General features: G+C 66.3%; 19 protein-coding genes and 1 riboswitch. Of the genes, 8 read left to right on the top strand and 11 right to left on the bottom strand.

Annotation, left to right across the window (positions count from 1 at the left end):
• The first annotated feature begins 52 nt into the window (after window positions 1–52).
• Window positions 53–868 (top strand): SDR family NAD(P)-dependent oxidoreductase, encoded by an 816-nt coding sequence (locus AC5YGJ_RS17230; RefSeq protein ID WP_345784232.1) that lies wholly within the window; start codon window positions 53–55, stop codon window positions 866–868.
• Window positions 869–954: 86 nt separating this feature from the next.
• On the opposite strand, the gene AC5YGJ_RS17235 is transcribed toward AC5YGJ_RS17230, so the two are convergent.
• Window positions 955–2,355, bottom strand: a complete 1,401-nt coding sequence (locus AC5YGJ_RS17235; protein WP_496187240.1) for a serine hydrolase domain-containing protein — start codon at window positions 2,353–2,355, stop codon at window positions 955–957.
• Between the two features lie 285 nt (window positions 2,356–2,640).
• Here AC5YGJ_RS17235 and AC5YGJ_RS17240 point away from each other — a divergent pair, with 285 nt between their 5' ends.
• The 3 genes from AC5YGJ_RS17240 (at window position 2,641) to AC5YGJ_RS17250 (ending at window position 5,358) form a co-directional block, all read left to right on the top strand.
• Window positions 2,641–3,969, top strand: coding sequence for an NTP/NDP exchange transporter (locus AC5YGJ_RS17240; RefSeq protein ID WP_496187241.1), 1,329 nt, complete (start codon window positions 2,641–2,643; stop codon window positions 3,967–3,969).
• A gap of 81 nt (window positions 3,970–4,050) precedes the next feature.
• The gene (locus tag AC5YGJ_RS17245) at window positions 4,051–4,977 is read left to right on the top strand and encodes a hypothetical protein (RefSeq protein ID WP_409460359.1); all 927 of its coding nucleotides are present in this window, start codon (window positions 4,051–4,053) and stop codon (window positions 4,975–4,977) included.
• Window positions 4,978–5,007: 30 nt separating this feature from the next.
• Complete coding sequence (locus tag AC5YGJ_RS17250; RefSeq protein WP_496187242.1) at window positions 5,008–5,358, top strand: DUF1304 domain-containing protein; 351 nt, start codon at window positions 5,008–5,010, stop codon at window positions 5,356–5,358.
• Between the two features lie 507 nt (window positions 5,359–5,865).
• Here the strand turns inward: AC5YGJ_RS17250 and AC5YGJ_RS17255 are convergent.
• The 3 genes from AC5YGJ_RS17255 to AC5YGJ_RS17265 all read right to left on the bottom strand — a co-directional run bounded on the left by AC5YGJ_RS17255 (window position 5,866) and on the right by AC5YGJ_RS17265 (window position 9,806).
• Window positions 5,866–6,339: a hotdog fold domain-containing protein gene (locus AC5YGJ_RS17255; RefSeq protein WP_496187243.1), complete on the bottom strand. Its 474-nt coding sequence runs from the start codon at window positions 6,337–6,339 to the stop codon at window positions 5,866–5,868.
• 75 nt (window positions 6,340–6,414) lie between these two features.
• Window positions 6,415–8,892 (bottom strand): acyl-CoA dehydrogenase, encoded by a 2,478-nt coding sequence (locus AC5YGJ_RS17260; protein ID WP_496187244.1) that lies wholly within the window; start codon window positions 8,890–8,892, stop codon window positions 6,415–6,417.
• A complete protein-coding gene (locus AC5YGJ_RS17265; protein WP_496187245.1) occupies window positions 8,889–9,806 on the bottom strand; it encodes an alpha/beta fold hydrolase in 918 nt (305 codons plus the stop codon). Before AC5YGJ_RS17265 ends, AC5YGJ_RS17260 begins: the two co-directional genes overlap by 4 nt.
• A gap of 141 nt (window positions 9,807–9,947) precedes the next feature.
• Between AC5YGJ_RS17265 and AC5YGJ_RS17270 the strand changes: the two genes are divergently transcribed.
• Complete coding sequence (locus AC5YGJ_RS17270) at window positions 9,948–10,550, top strand: TetR/AcrR family transcriptional regulator (protein WP_005418411.1); 603 nt, start codon at window positions 9,948–9,950, stop codon at window positions 10,548–10,550.
• Window positions 10,551–10,693: 143 nt separating this feature from the next.
• Here the strand turns inward: AC5YGJ_RS17270 and AC5YGJ_RS17275 are convergent, their stop codons facing one another.
• The 3 genes from AC5YGJ_RS17275 to hslO form a co-directional block, all read right to left on the bottom strand.
• Window positions 10,694–13,534, bottom strand: a complete 2,841-nt coding sequence (locus AC5YGJ_RS17275; RefSeq protein ID WP_496187246.1) for a TonB-dependent receptor — start codon at window positions 13,532–13,534, stop codon at window positions 10,694–10,696.
• Window positions 13,535–13,938: 404 nt separating this feature from the next.
• Complete coding sequence (locus AC5YGJ_RS17280) at window positions 13,939–14,787, bottom strand: XOO1806 family protein (RefSeq protein WP_249843174.1); 849 nt, start codon at window positions 14,785–14,787, stop codon at window positions 13,939–13,941.
• A 116-nt stretch (window positions 14,788–14,903) separates the two neighbouring features.
• Window positions 14,904–15,797: an Hsp33 family molecular chaperone HslO gene (gene hslO / locus AC5YGJ_RS17285; protein WP_496187247.1), complete on the bottom strand. Its 894-nt coding sequence runs from the start codon at window positions 15,795–15,797 to the stop codon at window positions 14,904–14,906.
• Window positions 15,798–15,874: 77 nt separating this feature from the next.
• On the opposite strand from hslO, the gene mtgA reads away from it, so the two are divergent.
• From mtgA to AC5YGJ_RS17300, 3 genes are read left to right on the top strand one after another with little or no spacing between them, the layout of a single operon-like run.
• Window positions 15,875–16,624, top strand: coding sequence for a monofunctional biosynthetic peptidoglycan transglycosylase (gene mtgA, locus AC5YGJ_RS17290; RefSeq protein ID WP_107231244.1), 750 nt, complete (start codon window positions 15,875–15,877; stop codon window positions 16,622–16,624).
• 57 nt (window positions 16,625–16,681) lie between these two features.
• The gene (locus tag AC5YGJ_RS17295) at window positions 16,682–17,701 is read left to right on the top strand and encodes a glycosyltransferase family 2 protein (RefSeq protein WP_496187248.1); all 1,020 of its coding nucleotides are present in this window, start codon (window positions 16,682–16,684) and stop codon (window positions 17,699–17,701) included.
• Window positions 17,661–18,092 (top strand): CBS domain-containing protein, encoded by a 432-nt coding sequence (locus tag AC5YGJ_RS17300; protein ID WP_107231242.1) that lies wholly within the window; start codon window positions 17,661–17,663, stop codon window positions 18,090–18,092. The genes AC5YGJ_RS17295 and AC5YGJ_RS17300 overlap by 41 nt, the downstream gene beginning before the upstream one ends.
• A gap of 481 nt (window positions 18,093–18,573) precedes the next feature.
• On the opposite strand, the gene AC5YGJ_RS17305 is transcribed toward AC5YGJ_RS17300, so the two are convergent.
• The 4 genes from AC5YGJ_RS17305 to AC5YGJ_RS17320 all read right to left on the bottom strand — a co-directional run bounded on the left by AC5YGJ_RS17305 (window position 18,574) and on the right by AC5YGJ_RS17320 (window position 23,990).
• Window positions 18,574–20,547: an AsmA family protein gene (locus AC5YGJ_RS17305; RefSeq protein WP_496187249.1), complete on the bottom strand. Its 1,974-nt coding sequence runs from the start codon at window positions 20,545–20,547 to the stop codon at window positions 18,574–18,576.
• A gap of 82 nt (window positions 20,548–20,629) precedes the next feature.
• A complete protein-coding gene (gene trhA / locus AC5YGJ_RS17310) occupies window positions 20,630–21,268 on the bottom strand; it encodes a PAQR family membrane homeostasis protein TrhA (RefSeq protein WP_010482744.1) in 639 nt (212 codons plus the stop codon).
• Window positions 21,269–21,419: 151 nt separating this feature from the next.
• Window positions 21,420–23,024: a peptide chain release factor 3 gene (locus AC5YGJ_RS17315; RefSeq protein ID WP_107231240.1), complete on the bottom strand. Its 1,605-nt coding sequence runs from the start codon at window positions 23,022–23,024 to the stop codon at window positions 21,420–21,422.
• Window positions 23,025–23,090: 66 nt separating this feature from the next.
• Complete coding sequence (locus AC5YGJ_RS17320; protein WP_496187250.1) at window positions 23,091–23,990, bottom strand: M23 family metallopeptidase; 900 nt, start codon at window positions 23,988–23,990, stop codon at window positions 23,091–23,093.
• A 149-nt stretch (window positions 23,991–24,139) separates the two neighbouring features.
• A riboswitch (SAM riboswitch) is annotated at window positions 24,140–24,258 on the top strand.
• Window positions 24,259–24,329 lie beyond the last annotated feature (71 nt).

Consider the following 24,329-nt stretch of genomic DNA (forward strand, 5'->3'; position numbering starts at 1 on the left):
CACTCCGGGTGTTGAATGCTGAAACCTGCGCGGAGTTTATCAATCGGGGGTGATCAAACAGCATGCAGGGCACGCGCCGGAGGTGCCGGCGGGCGATTGGGAGAACATCATGGATCTGGATCTTGAAGGACGTACCGCGCTGGTCACCGGTGCCGGCAGTGGCATCGGTGCTGCTGTCGCCAGGAGGCTGGCATCACAGGGGGTACGCGTTGCGATCAGTGCGCGGCGTGCACAACCACTGCAGGCGCTGGCGGCAGAGATCGAAGCGGCGGGTGGGGCGGCGCCGATCATCCTGCTGGGCGATGTCACCGACGCCGGGGACGTGCGCCGCATCGCCGACGCAGCCCTGGGTGCGCTGCAGCGGGTGGACATCCTGGTCAACGCGGCCGGTGGTTCGCGGCCGACCACGGTGGATGCCGCCGACGCGGTCTGGGAGGAGGCTGTGGCGCTGAACTTCTCTGCAGCACGGCGGATGACCCAGGCATTGCTGCCCGCGATGCAGGCACAGGGCTGGGGGCGGGTGATCAACTTCAGTGGTTCGATGGAGCCGCGCGCGGTGAATGCGGCCACGGCGGCGAAGGCGGCGCTGCATCTGTGGAGCAAGGGCCTGTCGTCCGAGGTGGCCGCGCAGGGCATCACGGTGAATGCGATTGCGCCGGGACGGATCAACAGTCCGCAGATCCTCGACCGCCTGCACCCTACCGAGGAAAGCCGACGCACGTTCATTGCGCGCAACATTCCGATCGGGCGCTTTGGCGAGCCGGAGGAAGTGGCGCCGCTGGTGGCTTTCCTGGCCTCGCCGCTGGCCGGCTACATCACCGGCGCGGTGATTCCGGTGGATGGTGGCATGCACTACTTCGCGCATTAGCCGGGCATGGCTCGGCTCTACAAAAAACAACAAAAAAAAGGGCGACCCGCAGGTCGCCCTTGATGTCTGCGGCCGAGCCCGCCTGATCAGCGCGGCGAGGCCACCGCGCGGTTGCTCGAGGCGCCCTTGCCCTTGCGCTTGTCCTGCTGTGCAGGGCTTGCACCCTCGGCCATCAGGTTGTCGCTGCCGAAATCGGTATCGACATCCAGCCAGCGGTGCGCCGGCAGGCCGAGCGCCGAATCGAGCACGGTCGGCAGCAGGCCACTGGGCAGGCCGCTTTCGCCGTTCCACATGATCGCGATGCCCAGGTCGCGTTCCGGCACCAGCGCGACCAGACCGCGATAGCCCTGCACCGCACCGGCATGGAACACCACATCGTGGCCGGCGTAGTCGAAGGTGCGCCAGCCCAGCGCGTAGCCGGCCGAATGCAGGCGCTCGCGGCGCCAGCCCGAACGCATCTCGCCGGGGGTGTTGATCAGGCTTGAATGCAGGGTGGCCAGCAGCGGTGCGGGCAGCACGTCGGGGCGATGGCCGGTGTGGGCCAGCAGCCACTGCGCCATGTCGCTGGCGCTGGCGTTGACGCCGGCGGCCGGGGCGACACGGTAGTAGGTCGGCTTCGGCGTCAGCGAAACCCAGCCGTTGCGGCTGCGCACGTGCGGACGCGCCCAGCGCGAGCTGGCCTGGATGCCGGCCAGGCCGAGGCTGGCATCGTTCATGCCCAGCGGCTTGAAGATGCGGCGTTCGACCGACTGCTCGTAGAAGCTGCCCGAGGCCGCATAGACGACGTCGCCGATCAGGCTGAAGGCCACGTTCTGGTAGGCGTAGCAGTCGCCCGGCAGGCACTTCAGGCTGGTGTTGGCCAGCTTCTGGGTCAGCGAGTAGTACTCGGCGTTGCCTTCGATGTCGCGGTCGTAGGCGTTGTAGGGCAGGCCGACACGGTGGCTGAGCACGTCGGCCACGGTGAGGCGGTCGGTGGCTTCGGGCGAGTTCAGACGGAAGCCCGGCACGTAGTCGGTGACCTTGCTGTCCCAGCGCAGCGTGCCATCGTTCACCAGCAGACCGGCCATGGTGCCGGCAAAGGCCTTGGACAACGAGGCCAGGCGGAACACGGTGTGCGCATCGACCGGCAGCGGATTGTTGACGTCGGTGACGCCATAACCGCGCGCGCTGAGGATGCGGCCGCCCTGCACGATGGCCACCGCCATGCCCGGCACGCGCTCGCCATAGGTGAGCTGCTGCGCCATCGACTCGATGTTGGCGACGTTGAAGCCGGCGGCCGGGGCCTGCACCTGCGGCACCAGGCCGGTGCGGTACGCCGCCGGCTGGGTGTGGGCGACGGCGCTGGCCGCAGCGGATTCGATGTTGGCCGGCATCGGTGGCAACGCCGGCGGGGTCTGCGCGGTGGTGGACAAGGCAACGGGCATCAACATGCCCAGCAAACCGGTGGCCGCCGAACGGATCGGACGACGCAGGCTGTTCTTTTTCATCGGTTGGACCCGTGCGCGACTGCTGATGGCGATTCTAGCGCCGCTTTTCCCCTGTGCACAAACAAAGCGAAGATGAATGCGCATCTCGTTGAAAAAGTTGGAATTTTGACGCTCCGAAAGTGTGTATCCGAACGTGTCATCCGAGGCCGTTACGGGTGTCTCCCAGCAGCGGGAATGGCGTGCCGTGCTGGCGATGTTGCAGTGCATTGGCTAACGTACGCGCTTCACCGCCCCGGAGCCTGCCATGCCGCTGTCCAACCGCCGTCTGTGGGCGAGGGGCGCTGCGTGAGCGCGACGCCGGTCAAGGGGCCGCTGCGGGGGCTGACGGTGGCGCTGCGCGAGTCGCCCGCGCTGTGGTGGTCGTTCCTGTACTTCTTCTGCCTGCTCAGCGGCTACTACGTGCTGCGCCCGGTGCGCGAGGCCATGGCCGCCTCGGCGGACCTGGAAACCGTGTTCCCGCCGGTGCTGATTGCCTGGTTCGCCAGCCACGGCATCGCGCTGAAGGACTTCGTGCTGCAGTTCCTGTTCTCCTGCGTGTTCGTGATCATGCTGGTACTGCAGCCGGTGTACGGCTGGCTGGTCAGCCGCTTCCCACGCCGGGTGTTCCTGCCGGCGGTGTACGGCTTCTTCATCCTCACCCTGCTGGGGTTCTACGCGCTGTTCGACAGCGGCGTACCCGGTCGGGGCATGGCGTTCTTCTTCTGGATCACCGTCTTCAACCTGTTCGCGGTGGCGGTGTTCTGGAGCTTCATGGCCGATGTGTTCTCCAATGCACAGGCGCGCGCCTGGTACGGCTACATCGGTGCGGCCGGCACCGTCGGCGCTTTCCTCGGCCCGTTGATCACCAGCGCGCTGGTGCAGCGCGTGGGCATCGCCAACCTGATGCTGGTCTCGGCCGGGTTCCTGCTGGTGTGCCTGCTGTGCATCTGGCGGCTGCGGCACTGGGCGGTGTTGCGTGAGCGCGAGCAGCAGCTGGTCTCCGGCGAGCAGCCGATGGGCGGCAGCATCCTGGATGGACTGAAGCTGATCGTGCGCGAGCCGTTGCTGCGCTGGCTGGCGATCATGGTGGTGTTCGGCGTGGGTGTGGGCACGTTGCTGTACAACCAGCAGGCAGCCATCGTGCGCGCGGCGTTCACCGACCCGGCGGCCAGTACCGCGTTCTTCTCACGCATCGACCTGGCAGTGAATGCGCTGGCACTGCTGATGCAGCTGGCGCTGACCCGCTGGCTGCTGTCGCGCCACGGCATCGCCCCGGCACTGTTGATTCCCGGCTTCGCGATCCTGATCGGTTTCTCGGTGCTGGCCGCCTCGCCGATGCCGCTGATGGTGGCGGTGGTGCAGGTGATGACCCGCGCCAGCGAATTCGCGCTGGCCAAGCCCGCGCGCGAGACGATCTACACCCGTGTGGACCGGCAGTGGCGCTACAAGGCCGGTGCGGCGATCGACACGGTGGTCTACCGCGGTGCCGACCTGAGCTTCGCATGGGTGCACAAGGGCCTGTCATTGTTTGGCTCGCACGTGGTGTTCATCGGCGGCATGCTGGTGGCCGCGTGCATGACCGCTGCCGCGTTTGGCGTGCTGCGCGAAGAAAAGAAACTGCCACGCGACCGCTGACCCGGCGATGGCGGGCCGCTGCTGCGAGCCGACGGACTCGGGCAGGATCATGGATTGCATTGATTGCATTGGAAGCGGGAGATGGAAATGTCCAACAGGAGTGCGCAGCGGCAGGCGCTGGATGAAGACCAGCTGGAAGCATGGGCATTCCATGCATTTGACCTGGTCAGCCGGCTTCGCAAGGGAGCTTTGGAGAGAACGCTGATATCCGACGCGCTCTCCGGACAGGAGGGTATTGGAAGGCCGCTGAAGGGCAATCTGGGGCTGGTGAATTTTGCCGCGCGCCGCTTCGGTGATCGGCTCATCCTCTCAGACGTGGTTGGACCAAGCTCCCGGGCGTTGGCAAGGATGATCAAGGTTGCCCGCCGGGAGCTGGAGTTTGATGTCCTTACCTGTACGCGGCGGGGAAGGCTGAATGTGTTGCGTAGAGGCAACGATCTGGAGCCCGAATCATGGCTCAGCAGCGTTCCCCAGTTGACTGCGCCGCGGTTTAGGCCTCGTTTCCAGCAAGCGTTCAGGCGCCCCACCCGTCGTTTGGACAGCCCCCGGGCGGCAGCGCGATCACGGATCGCGCAGAAGCGATCGGAGGAACTGCGCAGCGAGAAGGTCTATCACGACTCGGAATTCCTGCTCTTGAACTACTTCGACCTGGCAATGCGGCGCCTTTATCGATTTTCGTTCTGGAGGCGGATCGAAGGCGTGGTGTACCTCTTTACAGAGCGACGGCCCTGCGAGGATTGCTGTCACGTCATCACGCGCCTGCTCCGTCGCTATCGCAGGGTCCAGATTGCGATCGTCCGGGTCACGGGACAAGGGGGACGGGAGTGGGGCGCATTGGAGCAGCTCTCGGAGCATCCCAGGGTGCATATGCGCAAGTTCGAGTTCCTGCCACTGGCTGTTGAAGAATTCTCGCCATTGGAAGAGTCTGGGATGGGCCCGTGGACGTTACCCCATCCCGATGGCACGCCCAGGAGGGGATGGGTGCCGAAAGGAGCAACGCAGCGTTGATCGGAATTCCCTGCAGAGGTCGGACTTGATATGAGCTTGATTGCCTTGTTGTTGACCGTGCTGGTCGCAATGCTTCACCTGTATTTCCTGGTGCTGGAGATGTTCCTGTGGACCCGTCCGCTGGGCCTGAAGACGTTCCGCAACACGCCGGAGAAGGCGGAGACCACACGCGTGCTGGCAGCCAACCAGGGGCTGTACAACGGCTTCCTGGCGGCGGGCATCGTGGTGGGCCTGGTAATCGACCAGCCGGTGCTGGTGACGTTCTCGCTGGCCTGCGTGGTGGTGGCCGGGTGCTATGGCGCCTACAGCGTGAGCCGGCGCATTTTCATGATCCAGGCGGTGCCGGCGATCCTGGCGTTGGTCCTTCGCGCGGTGGCGTAGTTCCCAGCCAACGGCGCAGCCCCTCGTGGGTTGGACGCGTAGAGCTTGTCATGTGTTGGGTGTGGCGGGTGGGCCGTGCAGGGGACGCTGCAAGTACGTCCATGTAAGCTCGATGGCGCCATCCATGGCGCCAACGCCCCTGCACGGCCCACCCGCCACACCCCTGACAGGTTCCGTGTGCGGCCAGCCCACGGAGAAGAAAAAGAAGATCAAGAGCAACAGCGGGTCGCTGCGCTCGTGGGTTCTGCGCGCACGAAAAAAGCGGCCGAAGGGCCGCTTTTGCTTTTGCTCTTGCCCTTCTTTTTTCTCTTGCGTGGGTGGACGCCACAGAGAACTGTCAGAGGCTGGGGGCGGTGGGTACGCGGGGGTGTCCGCGGCATGGATGCCGCGGCCAAGCCCCCATGGACGGGTTTACGGCGTCCCCCGCGTACCCACCGCCCCCAGCCAAGCCAGCGCTTTTCGCGATCCACCGTCCACCCACGAGGGGCTGCGCCGTTCGCCGGAACACTACTTCGACTTCGCCGGCGACATCCACATGTCGATCACCGCGCTGAACACCTCCGTCCCCGCGCGATCGCGCACACTCACCGTCACCGGAAGCGCGTAACCCTGGGCCGCCGCCACGATCGGCTGCGCCGGCAGCGCCACTGCCTGCAGCGTGCCGCGCGCCTTGGCCAGGTACTGCACCTGCATGCCCTTCGGAATCCAGCGCATGCCCTTGGGCAGCGATGCATCGACCATGAGCCCGGCGGTCAGCTCGGCCAGGTTGCACATCGCGATCGCATGCACCGTGCCGATGTGGTTGCGTACCTTGCGACGGTCGGCCAGCGTGCCTTCGCAGCGGCCGTGCTCCAGGCGGGTGATGCGCGGCGCGATGCTGGCGAAGTAGGGGGCCTTCAGGCACACCGCGCGCGAGAACAGCCAGTTGCCGGCAGGCCAGTGCTGCAGGCGGTGGTAGAGCGAGAGCAGGGGCGTGGACATGGTGAAATTCCGGTCGTCGGATAGAACGACGGCGGGCCGAGGCCCGCCGTCGAAGGCAACGCATGTTCCAGGCGATCAGGCCGCCTGCGAATGCGGGTCCTTGTGCTGGCGGTCGTAGTAGCTGGCCGCGCGCAGTTCGTGGGTGTCGAAGTCGTCCACGGTGATGGTGTCCAGGGTCAGCGTGCGCAGTTCTTCCAGCAGGCTGCGCTCGTCCTGGGTGATCACGCCTTCGGCCACGGCCTCGTCCAGCTGCGCCTTGAAGTCCAGCGCCTCGATGCCCTTGCTCTTCAGCGCCTTCAGGAACTTGCGCTCCACCGGCTCGGCCATGATCGCCTTGCTCAGGTAGCTGTTGATGCGGCCACCCGGGTTGTTCTCGCACGGGGTCAGGAATACGCCGCTGGCCAGACGATCACGCGCTTCATTCGGCGCCATCAGCAGGGCAGCAACGCGACGGCTCAGGCGGTCTCCCGGGGCCTCGGCACGACGGCCCAGCGGGAAGATCAGCGCCCACATCAGCCAGCCGATCGGACGGATCGGGAAGTTGCGAAGGGCGGCTGACAGCGACTCTTCGATCTTGTGCACGCTGTCATGGAAGGCCCAGGCCAGCAGCGGCTGGTCGGCCTGCGGTGCGCCTTCGTCGTGGTAGCGCTTGAGCATGGCGCTGGTCATGTAGACATGGCTCAGCACATCGCCCAGGCGGCCGGACAGCGATTCCTTGAACTTCAGCTTGCCGCCGAGGGTCATCATCGAGATGTCGGCCATCAGCGCCAGGTTGGCCGAGTAACGGTCCAGCTTGCGGAAGTAGCGGCGGGTGTAGGCGTCGCCCGGGGCGGCACCGAAACGTGCGCCGGTCAGGCCGAACCAGAACGAACGCACGGCGTTGGAGATGCCGTAGCGGATGTGGCCAAACAGGTTGCGGTCGAAGTCCTGCAGGCCGGCACGGGTATCCGGATCCTGCGCAGCCTTCATTTCCTTCAGCACCCACGGGTGGCAGAGGATCGCACCCTGGCCGAAGATCAGCAGGCTGCGGGTCATGATGTTGGCGCCTTCCACGGTGATCGCGATCGGCGCGGCCTGCCAGCTGCGGCCAGCGAAGTTGCGCGGCCCCAGGATGATGCCCTTGCCGCCGATCACGTCCATCATGTCCGAGATCACTTCGCGGCTCATGTTGGTGCAGTGGTACTTGGCGATCGCCGACGGCACCGACGGCACGTCACCACGGTCAACCGCGGCGGCGGTGGCCTGTGACAGCGCGCTGATCTTGTAGGCCTTGCCGCCGATGCGGGCCAGTGCTTCTTCCACGCCTTCGAAGCGGCCCACCGACAGGCCGAACTGCTTGCGGATGCGGGCATAGGCGCCGGTCACGGCAGCACCGGCCTTGGCACCGCCGCTGGCGGTGGAGGGCAGGGTGATCGAGCGGCCCACGGCCAGGCACTCGTTGAGCATGTTCCAGCCCTTGCCGGCCATGGCCGCGCCACCGATCAGCTGGGTCAGCGGAATGAACACATCCTTGCCGCGGATCGGGCCGTTCTGGAACGTCGAGTTCAGCGGGAAGTGGCGACGGCCGATTTCAACACCGGCGGTGTCGCGCGGCAGCAGGCCCAGGGTGATGCCGATATCGCGGGTATCGCCGATCAGGCCGTCCGGGTCGTACATGCGGAAGGCCAGGCCGATCAGCGAAGCGACCGGGGCCAGGGTGATGTAGCGCTTGTCGAAGGTCAGCTTGACGCCGAGCACCTGCTCGCCGTTCCACTCGCCCTTGCAGACGATGCCGTAGTCGGGAATGGAGGTGGCGTCGGAGCCGGCGAACGGGCCGGTCAGGCCGAAGCAGGGCACTTCGCGGCCATCGGCCAAGCGCGGCAGGTACTGGTCCTTTTGTTCCTGGGTGCCGTAGTGCACCAGCAGTTCACCCGGGCCCAGCGAGTTCGGCACGCCCACGGTGGAGCTGACCACCGAGGACACCGAGGCCAGCTTCTGGATCACCTTGTGGTGGGCCAGCGCGGAGAAGCCCAGGCCGCCGTATTCCTTCGGAATGATCATGCCGAAGAACTTGTTCTTCTTGATGAAGGCCCACAGTTCCGGCGGCAGGTCGGCGTGGACGTGGGTGATTTCCCAGTCGTTGACCATGGTGCACAGCTCTTCGACCGGCCCATCCAGGAAGGCCTGTTCTTCGGCGGTCAGCTGCGGCTTGGGATAGTTGAGCAGGATGTTCCAGTCCGGATCACCGGTGAACAGCTCGCCCTCGAAACCGACCGATCCGGTTTCCAGCGCGATGCGCTCGGTCTGCGACAGCGGAGGCAGCACCTTGCGGAACACCTTCATCATCGGGCCGGTCAGCAGCGGCTTGCGGATGAACGGCAGCAGCAGCGGCACGGCGATCACCGCCAGCACGGCGGCGGCCACAATCGTGGCGGTCTGGCTGACGTAGGGAATGAACCAGCAGGCGGCCAGCAGGGCCACGCTGATCAGCGTCCAGGTAACCAGCCGCATGCGGTGGTAGGCGACGAACGCGCCTGCCAGCAGCAGGGCGAGGAAGGGAAGAACGATGCTCATGAGCGTGCTCCGGTGACGTGCTCGTTTGTGGCGGACGAAGCTGCAGCATCCGCTGCGGGCAACACGTCCAGATAGTCCAACACAGTAGCGGTAAAGGCGTCGTTGTCATCGCCGGCGACCATATGCGTGGCCTGCGGCAGCTGCACATGGCGCGCGTGCGGCGCCAGCGCCAGGAATTCGGCCACGGTCTGCGGCGTGACCAGGTCGCTGCGGCCGCCGCTGACCAGCAGCAGCGGGCACTTCACCTGGCGTGCGGCCTCGGCCAGCGCGTCCTGGTGCTGTTCGCTGTCGCGGGCCAGTTCGGCCACCAGCCGCGGGTCCCAGTGCCAGCGCCAGCGCCCGTGATCGTCCTCGCGCAGCAGTGCGCGCAGCGACTGTTCGGATTTGCGCGGACGGTGCGGCAGGTAGGCCGAGATCACGTCGGCGGCCTGGGTCAGCGAGGCGAAGCCATCGGGATGGGCGGTCATGAAGGCCAGGATGCGTTCGACGCCGGCGGTATCCCAGCGCGGGGTGATGTCCACCAGCACCATCGCCGAGAACAGGCCCGGCCAGCGCGATTCGGCCAGCAGGCCGAACAGGCCGCCCATCGAGGCTGCCACCAGCACCGGCGGACGCGGCTGCTCACCGGCCAGCACGATCAGGTCATCGGCGAACTGTTCGCCGTGGTAGGGCAGCCCGGCGGCATTCCAGTCCGAGTCGCCATGGCCGCGCGCATCGTAGGCCAGAGTCTGCAGGCCGGCCGCGGACAGGGCCCGGGCAGTGGCGTTCCAGGCGTGCCGGGTCTGGCCGAAGCCGTGCGCGAACAGCACCCGGCCGCGACGGCCGTGGTCGCTGGCGGTGGCCGCCAGCCGCGCACCATGGGCTGCGTCCAGGCGCAGATCATGGAATGCAGCGGAAGTAGGGGACGTAACCATACTTGCTAGTATGGAGTGCTTCGAAGGGAAGTCAATACTGCGCAGTATGGTGCATCGCGGCAGGCGCTCCACGTGGCCCTGCGACGGTTTCGGCCGCAACCGCGTACTGCAACGAACCCCGCCGTATGGTTAAATCAGCCCATGAATCAACCTGACGCTTCCGCCGGCGAACCGCGCGCCGGCCGCAACAGCCGCCTGAGTGCCGAAGACTGGGCCCAGGCGGCCCTCGATCTGATTGCTGAACAAGGTGTCGGCGCCGTCGCGGTAGAGCCGCTGGCGCGCCGTCTCGGGGTCACCAAGGGCAGTTTCTATTGGCATTTCCCCTCGCGTGATGCGCTGCTGCAGGCGGCGCTGGAACGCTGGGAGCTGTTCGAACAGGAACAGGTGTTCGGCAGCCTGGAAGACGTGCCGGACCCGCGCGTACGCCTGCGCCAGCTGTTCCAGATGGTGGCGCATGAAGTGCAGCCGCACATCATCTACAGCGAGCTGCTGAAGGCGCTGGATCATCCGATGGTGCGGCCGGTGATCGACCGCGTCTCGCAGCGCCGCCTCGATTATCTGGTCGCCTCGTTCCGCCAGGCCGGGCTCAGCTCGACCGATGCGCGGCACCGTGCGCGTCTGGCCTATGCGGCCTACGTCGGCTTCCTGCAGCTGTCGTTGCAGCTGCAGCAGCCCAAGCAGGCGCGTGAGGATTTCGAAGCCTACGTCGAGCACCTGATCGAGACGCTGATCCCGAACGGATGAGCGCCACACGATGAGGTCACCAGAAGGCCGCGGCATTGCCGCGGCCTTTTTGCTGGGGCCGATGGCCTTCGCACGCTGCGGGCCACGCAAAGAACAACGGCCCCTTTCGGGGCCGTTGCTGAAGTCATCGATCAATCAACCGATCAGAACTTCTGCTGGTACTTCATGTAGACGAAGCGGCCGATGTCGTAGCCACCGTAGTACGAGTAGCCCGAGTTCGGCTGCGCGTAGGCCGGTGCCGACCAGTGGTCGAACACGTTGTTGGCGCCCACGGCCACCGTCGCATTCCACGGCAGGTTGTAGGACACCTGCAGGTCGTGGAAGGTGTTGGAACCCAGTTCGTTCTTCGGCGTGATCTGGCCCAGGGTATCGGGCGAGCTGAAGTTCGGCAGGGTGCAGCGGTCGTCGAAGTAGCAGTCTTCCTTGGTGCCGGAGTAGTAACGCGCGGTCCAGGAGATCGACAGGTTGTCCAGCTGCCAGTTGACGGTCAGGTTCGAGCGCAGGCGGAAGTTGCCCTCGAAGCCGTTTCGCTGGGTCGGCGGATTGTCGGTGTTGTCCGACTTGATCTCGTTCTTGGTGACGTAGGTGTTCTGCAGCGAGGTGGTGAAGTTGCCGAAGCCGGTTTCGAAGCGGTAGTTCACATCGAAATCGAAGCCCTCGGTCTCCACGTAGCCGGCGTTGCGCAGCGCGAAGTCCAGCTGGGTGATGTTGCCGTTGGCGTTACGGGTGAAGCCCACGCAACGCGACTCGATGCCACGCAGGTAGCAGTCGTTCAGCAGGTCGGTCGGCGAATCGGCAACGATGGTGTTGTCGATGCGGATGTTCCACCAGTCCAGCGAGGTGTTGAAGCCGCTGAGGAAGCCCGGGCTCCACACGATGCCGATGGTCTTGGACTTGGACGTTTCCGGCGTCAGGCCCGGGGTCGAGCCGGTGACGAACGGCGTGTTGCTGGCCTCGCCCGGACCCGGGGCCGGACCGCTGGAGGAGGTGTTCGGCTGGCGGAAGCCGGCCGGCACATCGGCCAGGCAGCGTGCGTTGCCGGCGGCAGGGCCGAAGCTGGTGTCGCACGGGTCGGTGTAGTTCGGGAAGGTCTGCGAGATGCCGCCGTACAGGTCAGCCACGGTCGGCGCACGGAAGCCTTCCGACCAGGTACCGCGGACCAGGATCGAGTCGATCGGCTTCCACTTCAGACCGAACTTGCTGTTCAGCGTATTGCCGAAGGTGTCGTAATCCGAGTAGCGGGTGGCCGCGGTCAGGGTCAGTTCCTTCGCGCCCGGCAGGTCGGCCAGGATCGGAACCTGCAGTTCCAGGTAGGCTTCGTTGAGGTTGTAGCCACCCTGGGTCGGGCCGGCGGCCAGATCGGTCGAGATGCCGGTCTGGGCCAGTGCATCGGGCGAGAACGAGCCGCTCTCTTCACGACGCTCGATGCCCAGCGCTACACCCAGATCGCCCGCCGGCAGGGTTGCGATGGTGCCGGCGATGTTGGCGAAGAAGTTCTTGGTGGTGGTGCGCGACAGCGCCTGGCCCGGCTGGTACAGATAGGCCTGGACATTGGGATCGGCCAGGCTGTTGGGCGCGTTGTAGCCGTTGGCGATCAGCGGGTTCCACGGCGTGCACGACCCGGGGCCGGTACCCAGCGGAATCGGCGAGTCCGGCGTGCCGCACTGCGCCTGGCCGTTGGCGTTGATGAAGGACGGGCCGGTGGCCTGGCCAACGGCGTAGGTGTTCAGGTTACCCGTGCTGATCTGGGTGCCCTTGTTCTGGTTGTACAGATAGCCGGCTTCCCAGTCCCAGTAGCGCTCGCCGGTCTGGAAGGTGCCGCTGAACACACCGGTGAAGCGGGTGGTGGTCAGGCTGTTGCGGACTTCGCGCGGCACTTCCCAGCCACGGCGCACGTACTGGACGTCTTCGCCGACCGGGTTGAACACGCTGTCAGCGGACAGGCCATTGGCGCTCAGGGCGAAGTCGTCGCTGAAGAACGGATAGCCCGCGTTCTGCGCGAACGAATCACGGTCGGTGTACAGCACGCTGGTGTCGAAGCGCACGTTGTCGGTGAAGTCGAAGCGGCCGTTCAGGAAGGCCGACTTGCGCTTGATGCCGCTGTACACGGTCGAGGCCAGCGCCGGGTTGGAGACGTCGATGGTCGGGTCGACCAGGCGGTAGCTGGAGAACTGCGACGGATCCAGGCCCGGAACGTCGCGGCGCAGCGTGTAGAGCTGGTTGTTGTAGACGAAACGGCCCCACTGCGAGGTACCGGACAGGCCGCCCGGGCGCGGTGCGCTCTTCTCGCCGGTCGGGAAGCGGTCGCGGGAGAACCAGCGGTCCTTGGCCCACACCGGATCTTCGTTGGTGTACTCGACACCGGCGGTCAGCGAGCCACGCTCACCACGGAAGCCCATGATGAAATCGTAGTTCTCGCGCTTGCCGTCGCCCTGGTCCCACTGGCCGATGTAGACGTTGGCTTCGGCACCTTCGAAGTCCTTGCGGGTGATGATGTTGACCACGCCGGCAATGGCGTCCGAACCGTAGATGGTGGACGCGCCGTCCTTCAGCACTTCGATGCGCTCGACCATCGCCGACGGAATCGAGGCAACGTCCTGCAGGCCGTCGTTGGTGATGCCCAGGCGGCGGCCGTCGATCAGGATCAGGGTGCGGTTGGCACCCAGGTTGCGCAGGTCGATGTAGTAACCGCCGACCGCTTCGCCCGAGCTGAGCGGGGAGGTACGGCTGATGGCAGGCGAACCAGCGGCCGGGATGTTCTGCAGGATGTCGGCGACCGACTTGAAGCCCTGCTTCTCGATCTGGTCGCGGCTGATGGTCATCACCGGCTGTGCGGTTTCGGTATCGACCTGGCGGATGCGCGAACCGGTGACCTCGATACGGTCGAGGTTGGTGGCTTCCTGGGCGTGGGCTGTCGCGGTGCTGGCACCGGCGACAAGCGCGATCACAACTGCGTCACGCAGCTGGCTGGACTTGAGTTTCATTGGCTCTCTCTCTCCAAGAAATCTTGGCTGGGGTTTATGCCCGGCGGGGGAGCGAAAGAGCGCTCCCAAATCGCGAGGCTGACCCGATAGTAGCGGGCGCTCGCCAAGAATTAAAGCTGTGTTAATCAAGTCTGTGATTTTGGTAAATCGCCTCTTATTTCATTGAAATCAATGAGTTGCTCATGCGGCTATATAGCCGTGCCTCGTTTGTTAACGCAGAATGATGAAAAAAGTTACGTTTGATATGTACCGCAGTATGTCATCGCGTTATTCCAGGTATCCCAGGCCCTTGACGCGTGCATTGAAAGGTATGCAGCGAAAGGTATGCAGCGTACATGCGCAACGGGCGCCTCTCGGCGCCCGGCAGGGAACAACGGGGATACGGCCAGGGCCGTGGAAACGGATCAGAGATCCTGTTCGTAGCGCACGTACGGCACGGTGCCGTCGTCGTTGCTTTCATTGCGCGGCGAGAACGGATTCTTGCCACGGCTGATCACATTCTCGGCACCGACCGTCAGCTGGCCGGACCACGGCGTGCGCCAGGTCAGGCCGATGCCCAGGCCTTCCCACTTACCCGGCTTGCCGGGCACATCAACGACGCGGCCGATGATGCTGCCGGTGAAATTGCCATAACCGGCGCCGATGCTCAGGCTCTTGCTGTCCCAGCGGTCGACCAGTGCCGGCGAGGCGTCGGCCAGCGGCACCAGGCGTGCCTTGGCGTAGGTGCCGGCGATGGAGACGAAGCCTTCGCGGCCGATGTTCTTCTGCGCGAACACGGTCAGATCGTTCTGTTCGGTGCGCAGCGACGGGGTCTTGTTCGGCCCGGCCAGCCACGCCGGCAAGGTCTCGCGGCCGGTGCCGGCGGTGATGCCCAGGCGGCTGTTGCCACGGTTCAATGCGGCGGTGCCGGTGAAACGCCGGCTGTTGAGGTCGTCGTCATCACCCAGGCTGGCCAGCATGCAATGGCTGGCCAGGCCGCTCATGCTGGTACCGCTGCTGCTGTTGCAGAGCAGGCCGAGCGAATCGCCGGAGGACAGACCGAAAGCGGCGTCCAGTGAATTGCGGCCGAAGTGCCAGCGGGCGCCGGCGGACTGTTCGCCGGTCGGCTCCAGATACAGCAGGGCCTCGACCTTGCCGCTGCCCTTGTTCCACACCGGCAGCACGGTGCGGGTGTCCTTGCTCTGCGCGTGCACGCCCGTGATCGCGCCAAGGGCGATCAGCAGGGCCAGCGGTAGACGCAGGAAAGTACGCATCGGACCAGTTCAGACAGGGACGGACAACGGAAGTTCCCGTGGGGACGGGAACTCGATCCTAGGGCGTTTATGAATTCTTAACAAGCCTTGATCCTCCCCAGGTACAAGACTGCCGTTTACTGAAGCCGTTCAGGTGCCGGTACTGCCCCCTTGGCGCCGTGGAACAGTATGCCGAACTCCGTCAATGGAAAGTGATACTCACGTCCGCAGAATTCGCACCGCACTTCGACCGCGCCGGTGTCCTTGGCAGCGGCGCGTGCTTCTTCCTCACCCAGCGACTGCAGCATGGCCTCGACCCGCTCGCGCGAGCAGGAGCAGGCGAAGGACAGCGGCTTGTCGCCCATCAGTTCCGGGTGCTCCTCGTGGAAGAGCCGGTGCAGCAGCTGTTCGGCCGGGGTGGCCAGGAGTTCGGCCTTGCCCAGGGTCTCGAACAGGGCGCTGGCGCGTGCCCAGCCGTCCTCGTCGCCCTCGTCTCCCGGCAGCTTCTGCAGCAGCAGGCCGGCCGCGCCATTGCGGTCGGCGGCCAGCAGCAGGCGGGTCGGCAGCTGTTCGGACTGGCGGAAGTAGTCCTCGAAGGCTTCATCCAGTTCCGGCGCGGTCAGCCCGACCAGACTCTGGTAGCGCTGCGGTTCGCGCGGGTCCAGCCCGGGGTTTTCGATGGTGATGGCGAGGATGGCGTCGTTGCCCAGGGCGGACAGGTCGCGCGGGGCGTCTTCGCCGTCGCTGAGCTGGGCGATGCCGCGCAGGGTGCCGGTCGCGGTGCACTCGGCGAACAGGGTGCGCAGGGCGCTGCTGCTGCGCAGCTGGATCGACAGGCGGCCGTCGATCTTGGTGTGGCCGGTGAACAGCGCGGCTGCCACGCAGGCCTCGCCCAGCAGTTCGGCGGCGGCATCCGGATACTGGGCGTGGGACAGGATTTCCTGCCAGGTGGCCTGCAGGCGTACATGCACGCCGCGGACACCGGCGTCGGGCAGCAGGAAGCGGATCAGGGAATCGGAGTTGGCGGTCATCGGCTCACATCGCGCGTAAACGGGGGCGGTTGCCGGATAATGCGCCGACAACCAGACAGAAGAAGGATGCACCAGTAATGGGGGCAGGGGGAGAGCAGCACAAGGTAGAAGCCGTGGCGCCGCCGCCGCGCCGTCGGCGCTGGCGCTGGAAATACCTGCTGTGGCTGCCACTGCTGCTGGCCGCGTTCAGCTGCCTGCAGGTGCTGGTGCTGCGCTTCATCGACCCGCCCGGGTCCACCGTGATGCTGTGGCGCTACGGCGAGGCGCTGGGCGAGGCGGACTGGTCCTACCGGCTGCATTACCAATGGCGCGACCTGGACCAGATGGCGCCGAGCCTGCCGATTTCACTGGTGGCGGCCGAAGACCAGCGCTTCCCCGAGCACAACGGCTTCGATCTGCAGGCCATCGAGAAGGCCCGCGACCACAACGCCCGCGGCGGGCGCCTGCGCGGGGCCAGCACGATCAGCCAGCAGGTGGCCAAGAACCTGTTCCTGTGGCAGGGCCGCAGCTGGATCCGCAAAGGCCTGGAGGTCTGGTACACCGTGCTGATCGAGGCCATGTGGCCCAAGCAGCGCATCCTGGAGATGTACGCCAACATCGCCGAATTCGGCGATGGGGTGTATGGCGCGCAGGCGGCGGCGCAGAAATTCTGGGGCAAGGATGCCGCGCGCCTGAGCCCGGCCGAGAGCGCGCGGCTGGCGGCGGTGCTGCCGGCACCGCGGCGCTACAACGCGGCCGCGCCTGGGCCGTATGTGCAGCGCCGCGCGGCGTGGATCCAGCGCCAGGCGCGCCAGCTGGGCGGGGCCGGGTATCTGGCCGAGGACTGAGTGCGCGTACCGCCTGGCCGGCGCATGGCGTGCGCCCATGCAACGTACAATCGGGGCATGACCCGCGAACGGCTCACTTTCGTCATCGCTGCCTACAACGAGGCGCAGGCACTGCCCCTGCTGCATCCGCGCCTGTGTGCGGTGCTCGACGGCATGCCCGATCTCGACGGCCACATCCTGTATGTGGACGACGGCAGCCACGATGGCACCTGGGAGGTGATCGCCGGGCTGGCCGAGGGCGATGCGCGCGTTTCGGCGCTGCGGCTTTCGCGCAACTTCGGCAAGGAGGCGGCACTGACCGCCGGCCTGGACCTGGTGCGCGAAGGCGCGGCGATGATCCTCGATGCTGACGGCCAGGACCCGCCGGAGCTGGTGCCGCAGTTCGTCGCGCGCTGGCGCGAGGGCCATGACAACGTTTACGGCACGCGCATGGCCCGCGATGGCGAGGCCTGGATCAAGCGCGCCACGGCGGCGATGTTCTACCGGGTGATGGGGCGCCTGTCACGCACGCCGATTCCCGCCGATACCGGCGACTTCCGCCTGCTGTCGGCGCGTGCGTTGAGCGCGCTGCGCGAAATGCGCGAGCGCCACCGCTTCATGAAAGGGCTTTTCAGCTGGGTCGGCTTCAAGCGCATTGCCGTGCCCTACCATCGCCACGCGCGGGTGGCCGGGAGCAGCAAGTTCAGCCTGTGGCGGCTGTGGAACTTCGCGCTGGAGGGCATTACCGGGTTCTCGACGGTACCGCTGCGCACCGCCACCTACCTGGGCCTGGCGACGGCGGCAGTGGCGTTCGTCTTTGGTCTGTGGGTGATCGTGAAGGCGGCGCTGTACGGGGATCGCGTGGCCGGCTGGCCGACGATGATGGCGGTGATCCTGTTCCTGGGCGGGGTGCAGTTGATCGCGCTGGGGCTGATCGGCGAATACCTGGGGCGGTTGTATGAAGAGTCCAAGCAGCGACCTCTGTACCTGGTTGACGCCTGGCTAGCATCGGCCGTGGCAGACTCGGCCCTGCAACCCACCCTCGGAGGGCAGGCGGATGACCACGGTACGGCAACTGTTGGACGGCAAGTCTCCTGAAGTACATGCGGTCGCGCCGGATGCGGCGGTGATCGATGCGATCCGGTTGATGGCGGAGAAGGGCATCGGGGCGGTGCTGGTGATGGATGGCCCGCGACTGGTCGGCATCCTGTCCGAGCGCGATTACGCGCGCAAGATCGTGCTGCGCGATCGTTCCTCACGCGATACGGCGGTGGCCGAGATCATGACCGCGCAGGTGGTGACGGTGTCACCGGGCGAGCAGGTGGAGCACTGCCTGCAGCTGGTGACCGATTACCGCATCCGCCACCTGCCGGTGGTGGAAGGCGCGCAGGTGCTGGGAGTGATTTCCATTGGTGACCTGGTGAAGTCGGTGATCGATGCGCAGCGGCGCGAGCTGGATCATCTGCAGCAGTACATCGTTGCCGGGTGAGTTTTTCGCTGGCGGGCCTGCGGCCCGCCGGCCCGCCAACAGCAAGTGCAGAAGCAGAAGCAGCGCCTTCCTGATACGTCGGAGAGGCGGAGGGCATGGGCGTGCAGGACACGCCGCAAGTACGTCCCTGTAGGCTCGATGGCGCCATCCACGGCGCCAACGGTCCTGCACGCCCATGCCCTCCGCCTCTGGAAACATTTCCGCGGGCGCGGTGCGTACATGCGCGGTGCCTCGCCTTTGGTAGCTGCCAACCTTGGTTGGCAACAGCTTTTGACTTTGCTTTTTCTTTTGACTTTGAATTTCGCTCTCGCTGCGCGCGCGCAGGAAACTGTCCGGAGCCGGAGCAAGGCGGCAGGCAGGACCGTGAGGCGCATGGATGCGCCGACCGAGCCTACAGGGACGTATTTACGGCGTGTCCTGCCTGTCGCCTTGCTCCGGCTCTACGCGTGGGAAAAGAGGCGCCGCGAACAACGCCGTAACCCTACTTCGCATATTGCCCGCCGCAGTCGGCATCCTTGCCCGGCCCCAGTTCGATCGTCGCCAGCAACGCCGCCGGCGGGGCGATGCTGCCCAGCGCCAGGGCCACCGCGCCACGAATGCCCAGCGCCTTGAAATCCGGGCGGAACGACGGGTCCTTGAACGTGCCGGCGATGTGCAGCGGCGAGCGCAGCACCAGGATGCTCTTGTCCTTCGGGCGTGGCTTCAGCAGCAGGTCGAGGGTTTCGTCGCGCAGGCTGACCTTGCCCTCGCCGATGAGGATCGTGTCGGTGGTGTCCACTGCCAGTGCCTGGCTGGTCATCAGCCCGTCGCGCACGCCGAAGTCGGCGAAGGCGCAGCGCAGGGGAATCTGCTTGTCGCCGGTCATCAGGAACTTCAGTGATTCGGTGATATCCAGCCCGGCCAGTTCCATCACCAGGTTGCCGACGTGGCCACGGCCCATCGCCAGCCCGACCTTGCCGCTGCTGCTGCCCAGCATGGCGGCGATCGAGTTGCCACGGCCGCTCAGGTCCACCTCGCCGCCGATGCCGCCCTTGGCCTGTTCGGCCAGCTTCGCGTCCGGAAACAGCTGGCCCAGCTGCACGCCGCGTACGCTGGCCTTCAGCGCGGTGCTGATCTGCGCCTGGCGCGCGTCCATGCGGATCGTGCTGCGGATATCGCCGCCGGCCACGCCGAAGTTCAGGGGGTCCAGGCGCAGCACGCCGTCGTCCAGCAGCAGATGCGCATCCATGTCATCCAGTGGCAATGACGGCGCATTGATGCGGTGGGCCTTCCAGCGCACATCGGCATCCATCGCGCGCAGCTTGCCGAGGTTGTACGGCGTATCCGGCAGCACCCGGCTGCTGGCCGCGACACGGGCGGCCGCAGCCTTCTGTTCGGCGTTGGCCGTTTCGCCACCCCCGGTTTTCGGCGGGGCGCCGACGAAGCCGGCCAGATCATCGAAATCCAGGCGCCTGGATTCCAGCGTGGCGGTCAGCCGCGGCCGCGCGCCGCCCACTTCGAACTGAAGGTTGCCTGCCAGGTCGCTGTCACCGACCTTGCCGGTGAAGCCATCGTAGCGCCACACGTTGTGGTCGCGTTTCAGGCGTCCGTCCAGGGCGTAAGGCGGCGAGGGCGGGATGGCGATGCCCAGCAACGGGTAGAGATCGGCCAGGTCCTGGCCGCTGAGCGCGAACTGCAGGTCGAACACACGCAGCTGGAACGGATTGGTGAGCGTGCCGCGGGCCACTGCATGGGTGGCGCCGGCGCGGCCGTCCAGATGGATGCGGAACGGGTGATCGCTGTCGGTCAGTTCCAGCGGGGATTCGGTGCCACCCCGCAGGGTGAACGCGTTGCCTTGCCAGTGGCCCTTGCCCTGCACCAGCAGCGGCGGTGCGGCATCGGCCTGCTTCGGCTGGCCGCTGCGCACATCCACGCGGATATCGGTGCGGCCGAGCGCATCGAGGAACTGCAGGCGACCGTCGTCGATGCGCAGTCGCTTGAGTTGGGGGCTGGTTCCGCCGGCGCTGTCACCGAGGAAATCCCAGTTGCCCGGTTCGCCCTTGCGCGGGGCGGTTTCCAGCAGCACGTCGGGCCGGGTCAGGCGCACTTCGGGCAGCTGCACGCTGCCGCGCAGCAGCGGCCAGACCCGCACGTCGATCTCGACCCGGTCGGCGCTGGCCATCTGCGGTTGCCGAGCCCAGCGGGCATTGGCAAAGGTGATCGCATCGGCACGGATCGTGGTGGTGCGGCCCAGATCGACATCCAGCTGGCCGATGTGCAGCGCACGGCCGGTACGCGCCTGCACCGCACGTTCGACCGGCCCCTTGAACCAGTTCCAGTCCCACAACGCGATCAGCACCAGCAGCGCGGCCAGCAGGAACAGCAGCGCAGCCCACACGCGCTGGCCCCGCGGTCCAAGGCGCCGGAGGCGCCAGCGGGAAGGGCGCCGTGCAGCAGGGGAGGCGGCAGCATTCACACTGCCATGGTTGCGCCCCGATCGTGGACGGGGCGCGAAGCGTCCATGTGCGCGGCGTGCAGGGCCGCGCGGCGGGCTGTGGTTACAGCACCTGCATGGTCACCGCGACGAAGTGGCAGACGCTGCCGCCGATCACGAACAGGTGCCAGATCGCGTGCGAATAGGGGATCGATTCGCGGTGATAGAAGTAGGTGCCCAGGGTGTAGGACAGGCCGCCGGCCAGCAGCCAGCCCAGGGTCCAGCCGTCGATCGAGGCCAGCATCGGCTTGATCGCTACGATCACCAGCCAGCCCATGGCGATGTAGATGCCGGTGGAAAGCGCCTTGAAGCGGCCGGTGTAGAACAGCTTGAACACTACCCCGGCCAGGGCCAGGGTCCAGATCGCGGCGAACAGGCCCCAGCCCCAGGGGCCGCGCAGGCCGATCAGGGTAAACGGGGTATAGGTGCCGGCGATCAGTACGTAGATCGCGCAGTGGTCGAACACCTTCAGGCGGCCCTTGGCGACCGGGTGCTGGATGGCGTGGTACAGGGTGGAGGCGGTGTACAGCAGCAACAGCGCGATGCCGAACACGATCGCGCCGGCCAGCTGCCAGCCATCGCTGTAGATGGCGGCCAGAGTGATCAGTACCGCGCCGGCGCCCAGGGCCAGCACGGCACCGAGGCCGTGGGTCAGGGCGCTGGCGATTTCTTCGCGGATCGAAGCAACGGAAGTCGTGGACATGGCGTAGGCATCGTTCGCGGGGAGGGGGACCCGCACCCCCCTATCATCGCCGCGATGGCCGGCGCATGCACGCCGGTCACCGTATGGTCGATGAATCCCCGGGTGCCGGGGTCAGAGCCCTTTCCTGCGGAAAGGGATCCGACCCCGGGGATCAGGCCACCGACACGGTGTGCGCCGCTTCGCGGGTGGCCGAGAAGCGCACGTCCGGCGCGCGTTCCTGCGCCAGCTGCAGGTTGACCCGGGTCGGCGCCAGGTAGACCAGATGGCCGGCCGCGTCCAGCGCCAGGTTCAGCGCGTTCTTCTCGCGGAACTCTTCCAGCTTCTTTTCGTTGCTGCAATGGACCCAACGCGCGGTGGTCACGCTGACCGGTTCGAAGGTCGCTTCCACGCCGTACTCGTCCTTCAGACGGTAGGCGGCCACGTCGAACTGCAGCACGCCGACCGCGCCCAGGATCAGGTCGTTGCTGGTCAACGGGCGGAAGAACTGGGTCGCGCCCTCTTCGGACAGCTGCGCCAGGCCCTTCTGCAGCTGCTTGAGCTTGAGCGGATCGCGCAGGCGTGCACGGCGGAACAGTTCCGGAGCGAAGTTCGGAATGCCGGTGAAGGTGACCGCTTCGCCTTCGGTGAAGGTATCGCCGATGGAAATGGTGCCGTGGTTGTGGATGCCGATCACATCGCCCGGCCACGCTTCGGCGGCGATCTCGCGGTCGCTGGCCATGAAGGTCAGTGCGTTGGCCAGCTTCATTTCCTTGCCGGTGCGCACATGGAAGGTCTTCATGCCGGCGCTGAAGCGGCCCGAGCAGACGCGCATGAACGCGACGCGGTCGCGATGCTGCGGGTCCATGTTGGCCTGGATCTTGAACACGAAGCCGGTCAGCTTGTTCTCTTCCGGGGCGATCTCGCGGCCGGTGGTGGAACGTGCCTGCGGCGACGGTGCATGCTCGACGAAGAAGTCCAGCAGCGGCTGCACGCCGAAGTTGTTCACGCCCGAGCCGAAGAACACCGGGGTCTGCTTGCCGTCACGGTAGGCCTGCAGATCGAACGGGTGGCTGGCGCCCTGCACCAGTTCCAGCTCATCGCGCAGCTCGGCCAGCATCTGTGCGCCGATCTTCTCGGCCAGGCCGGGGGCATCGATGGACGGGAAGATGGTCGAATCCTGGCGGGTGAAATTGCGGCCCGGCTCGTACAGATGCACTTCGCCGGTCAGCAGGTGCACCACGCCCTTCAGGCGCTGGCCCATGCCGATCGGCCAGGTGACCGGGGCGCACTGGATGCCCAGCACGGTTTCCACTTCATCCAGCAGCTCGATCGGGTCCTTGCCCTCGCGGTCGAGCTTGTTGATGAAGGTCATGATCGGGGTGTCGCGCAGGCGGCACACTTCCATCAGCTTGATGGTGCGCTCTTCCACGCCCTTGGCCACGTCGATCACCATCAGCGCCGAGTCCACCGCGGTCAGCACGCGGTAGGTGTCCTCGCCGAAGTCGGCGTGGCCGGGGGTGTCGAGCAGGTTGACGATCTTGCCTTCGTACGGGAACTGCATCACCGAGGAGGTGACGGAGATGCCGCGCTCCTTTTCCAGCGCCATCCAGTCGGAGGTGGCGTGGCGGGCGGCCTTGCGGCCCTTGACCGAACCGGCCATCTGGATCGCGCCTCCGAACAGCAGCAGCTTTTCGGTCAGCGTGGTCTTGCCGGCGTCAGGGTGGGAGATGATGGCGAAGGTGCGGCGACGCGACGCTTCGTTGGCGACTTCGGACATGGCAGTGGCGCCCGCCCGGGGCGCTTTTCAAAGAGATAAGCGCCCGATTATACCGGCCGGGGCCGCTCAGCGCCCGGTGCCGCCCTCGGCCTCGCCCTGGCGGGCGAACTGCAGCTGGCCCTGTTCGGCGAAGATGCGCACCGGCACCGAGCGTAGGCCCATGCCACGGTTGACCTGCACCACGAAGTGCAGATGCGGGGCACTGCTGAAGCCGCTGTTGCCGGACAGGCCGAGCGGCTGCCCGGCCTGCACCGCCTGGCCACGGCGCACGCGCATGCCCCCGGCCTGCAGATGGCCATACAGGGCCATGCTGCCATCGCTGTGCAGGACACGGACGAAGTTGGCGCGGCCGCCATCGCGTTCGCGGTCCAGGCCGTTGCCCTGGTAGCCATCCTGGATCTGCATCACCGTGCCTTCGCGCGCGGCCAGTACCAGGGTGGCTTCGGGCAGGGCGAAATCGACTGCGTCGCGGTTTTCCTCATCACCATGGCTGAAGTGGCCCTGCGGCGCCTGGTCCACGCGCAGGCGCGCGGCATCGAAGGGCAACCGGTAGGCCACGTCCTCGGCCTGTGCGGCGGGGTTGCCCGGCACCGACTGCAGGCGCAGGTCCAGGGTGCGGCCGTTGGCGGGGGCAGGCAGATGGCCGACCACCAGGCTGCTGTCGCCCTGGATGAGTGACTGCACCGGCAGGCCTTCAACGGCGCGGCCAGGCGCGGCGCGCAGCTCGATCTGCAGCGGGCCTGCCAATGCGTTGTCGATCCGCGCCTGCCACTGTTCGCCGAGCGGCTGCAGGCGCAGCTGGGCCATCGGAACGGCCTCCTTTGCGGCGCCCGCGCCGTTGCTGGCCGTGCTGGCGCGGGTGGGCGGCTTCGGCAACATCCCCCAACCCTGGCGCCAGTCGCTGGCCCCGGCGGAGGCACTGGCCAGCAGCGGCAGGAGCAGGCAGGTCAGGGGCAGGCGTGGCATCGGCGATTCAGGAAAATGGACCGCCGGGACTGTACCCGATCCTGAACGGAGCGACCGCGACGGCGCTCGCATAGTGGAGTCGGGGAAATATTCATCGCTTTATCCGCATGAAGGGATTGACAGTGCTGCAAAGGGCTGGCATCGTGGCTCCACCATCGAGACCGGCAGAGGGACAGGCCCTTTGAAGCCGGGGCAGCCCGCAGACGCGCAAGCATCTGCGTAGGTGCCAAATCCTGCGGGGACCGTGGCGTCCACCGAAAGATGGTTCGAACCATGCACCGCACGTGCATCTCGAACGCGAGCCCCGCGAAGGCTCGATGGCCGATTCCCCAACCGGAT

The sequence above is a fragment of the Stenotrophomonas sp. CS3K5 genome, from assembly GCF_059515225.1.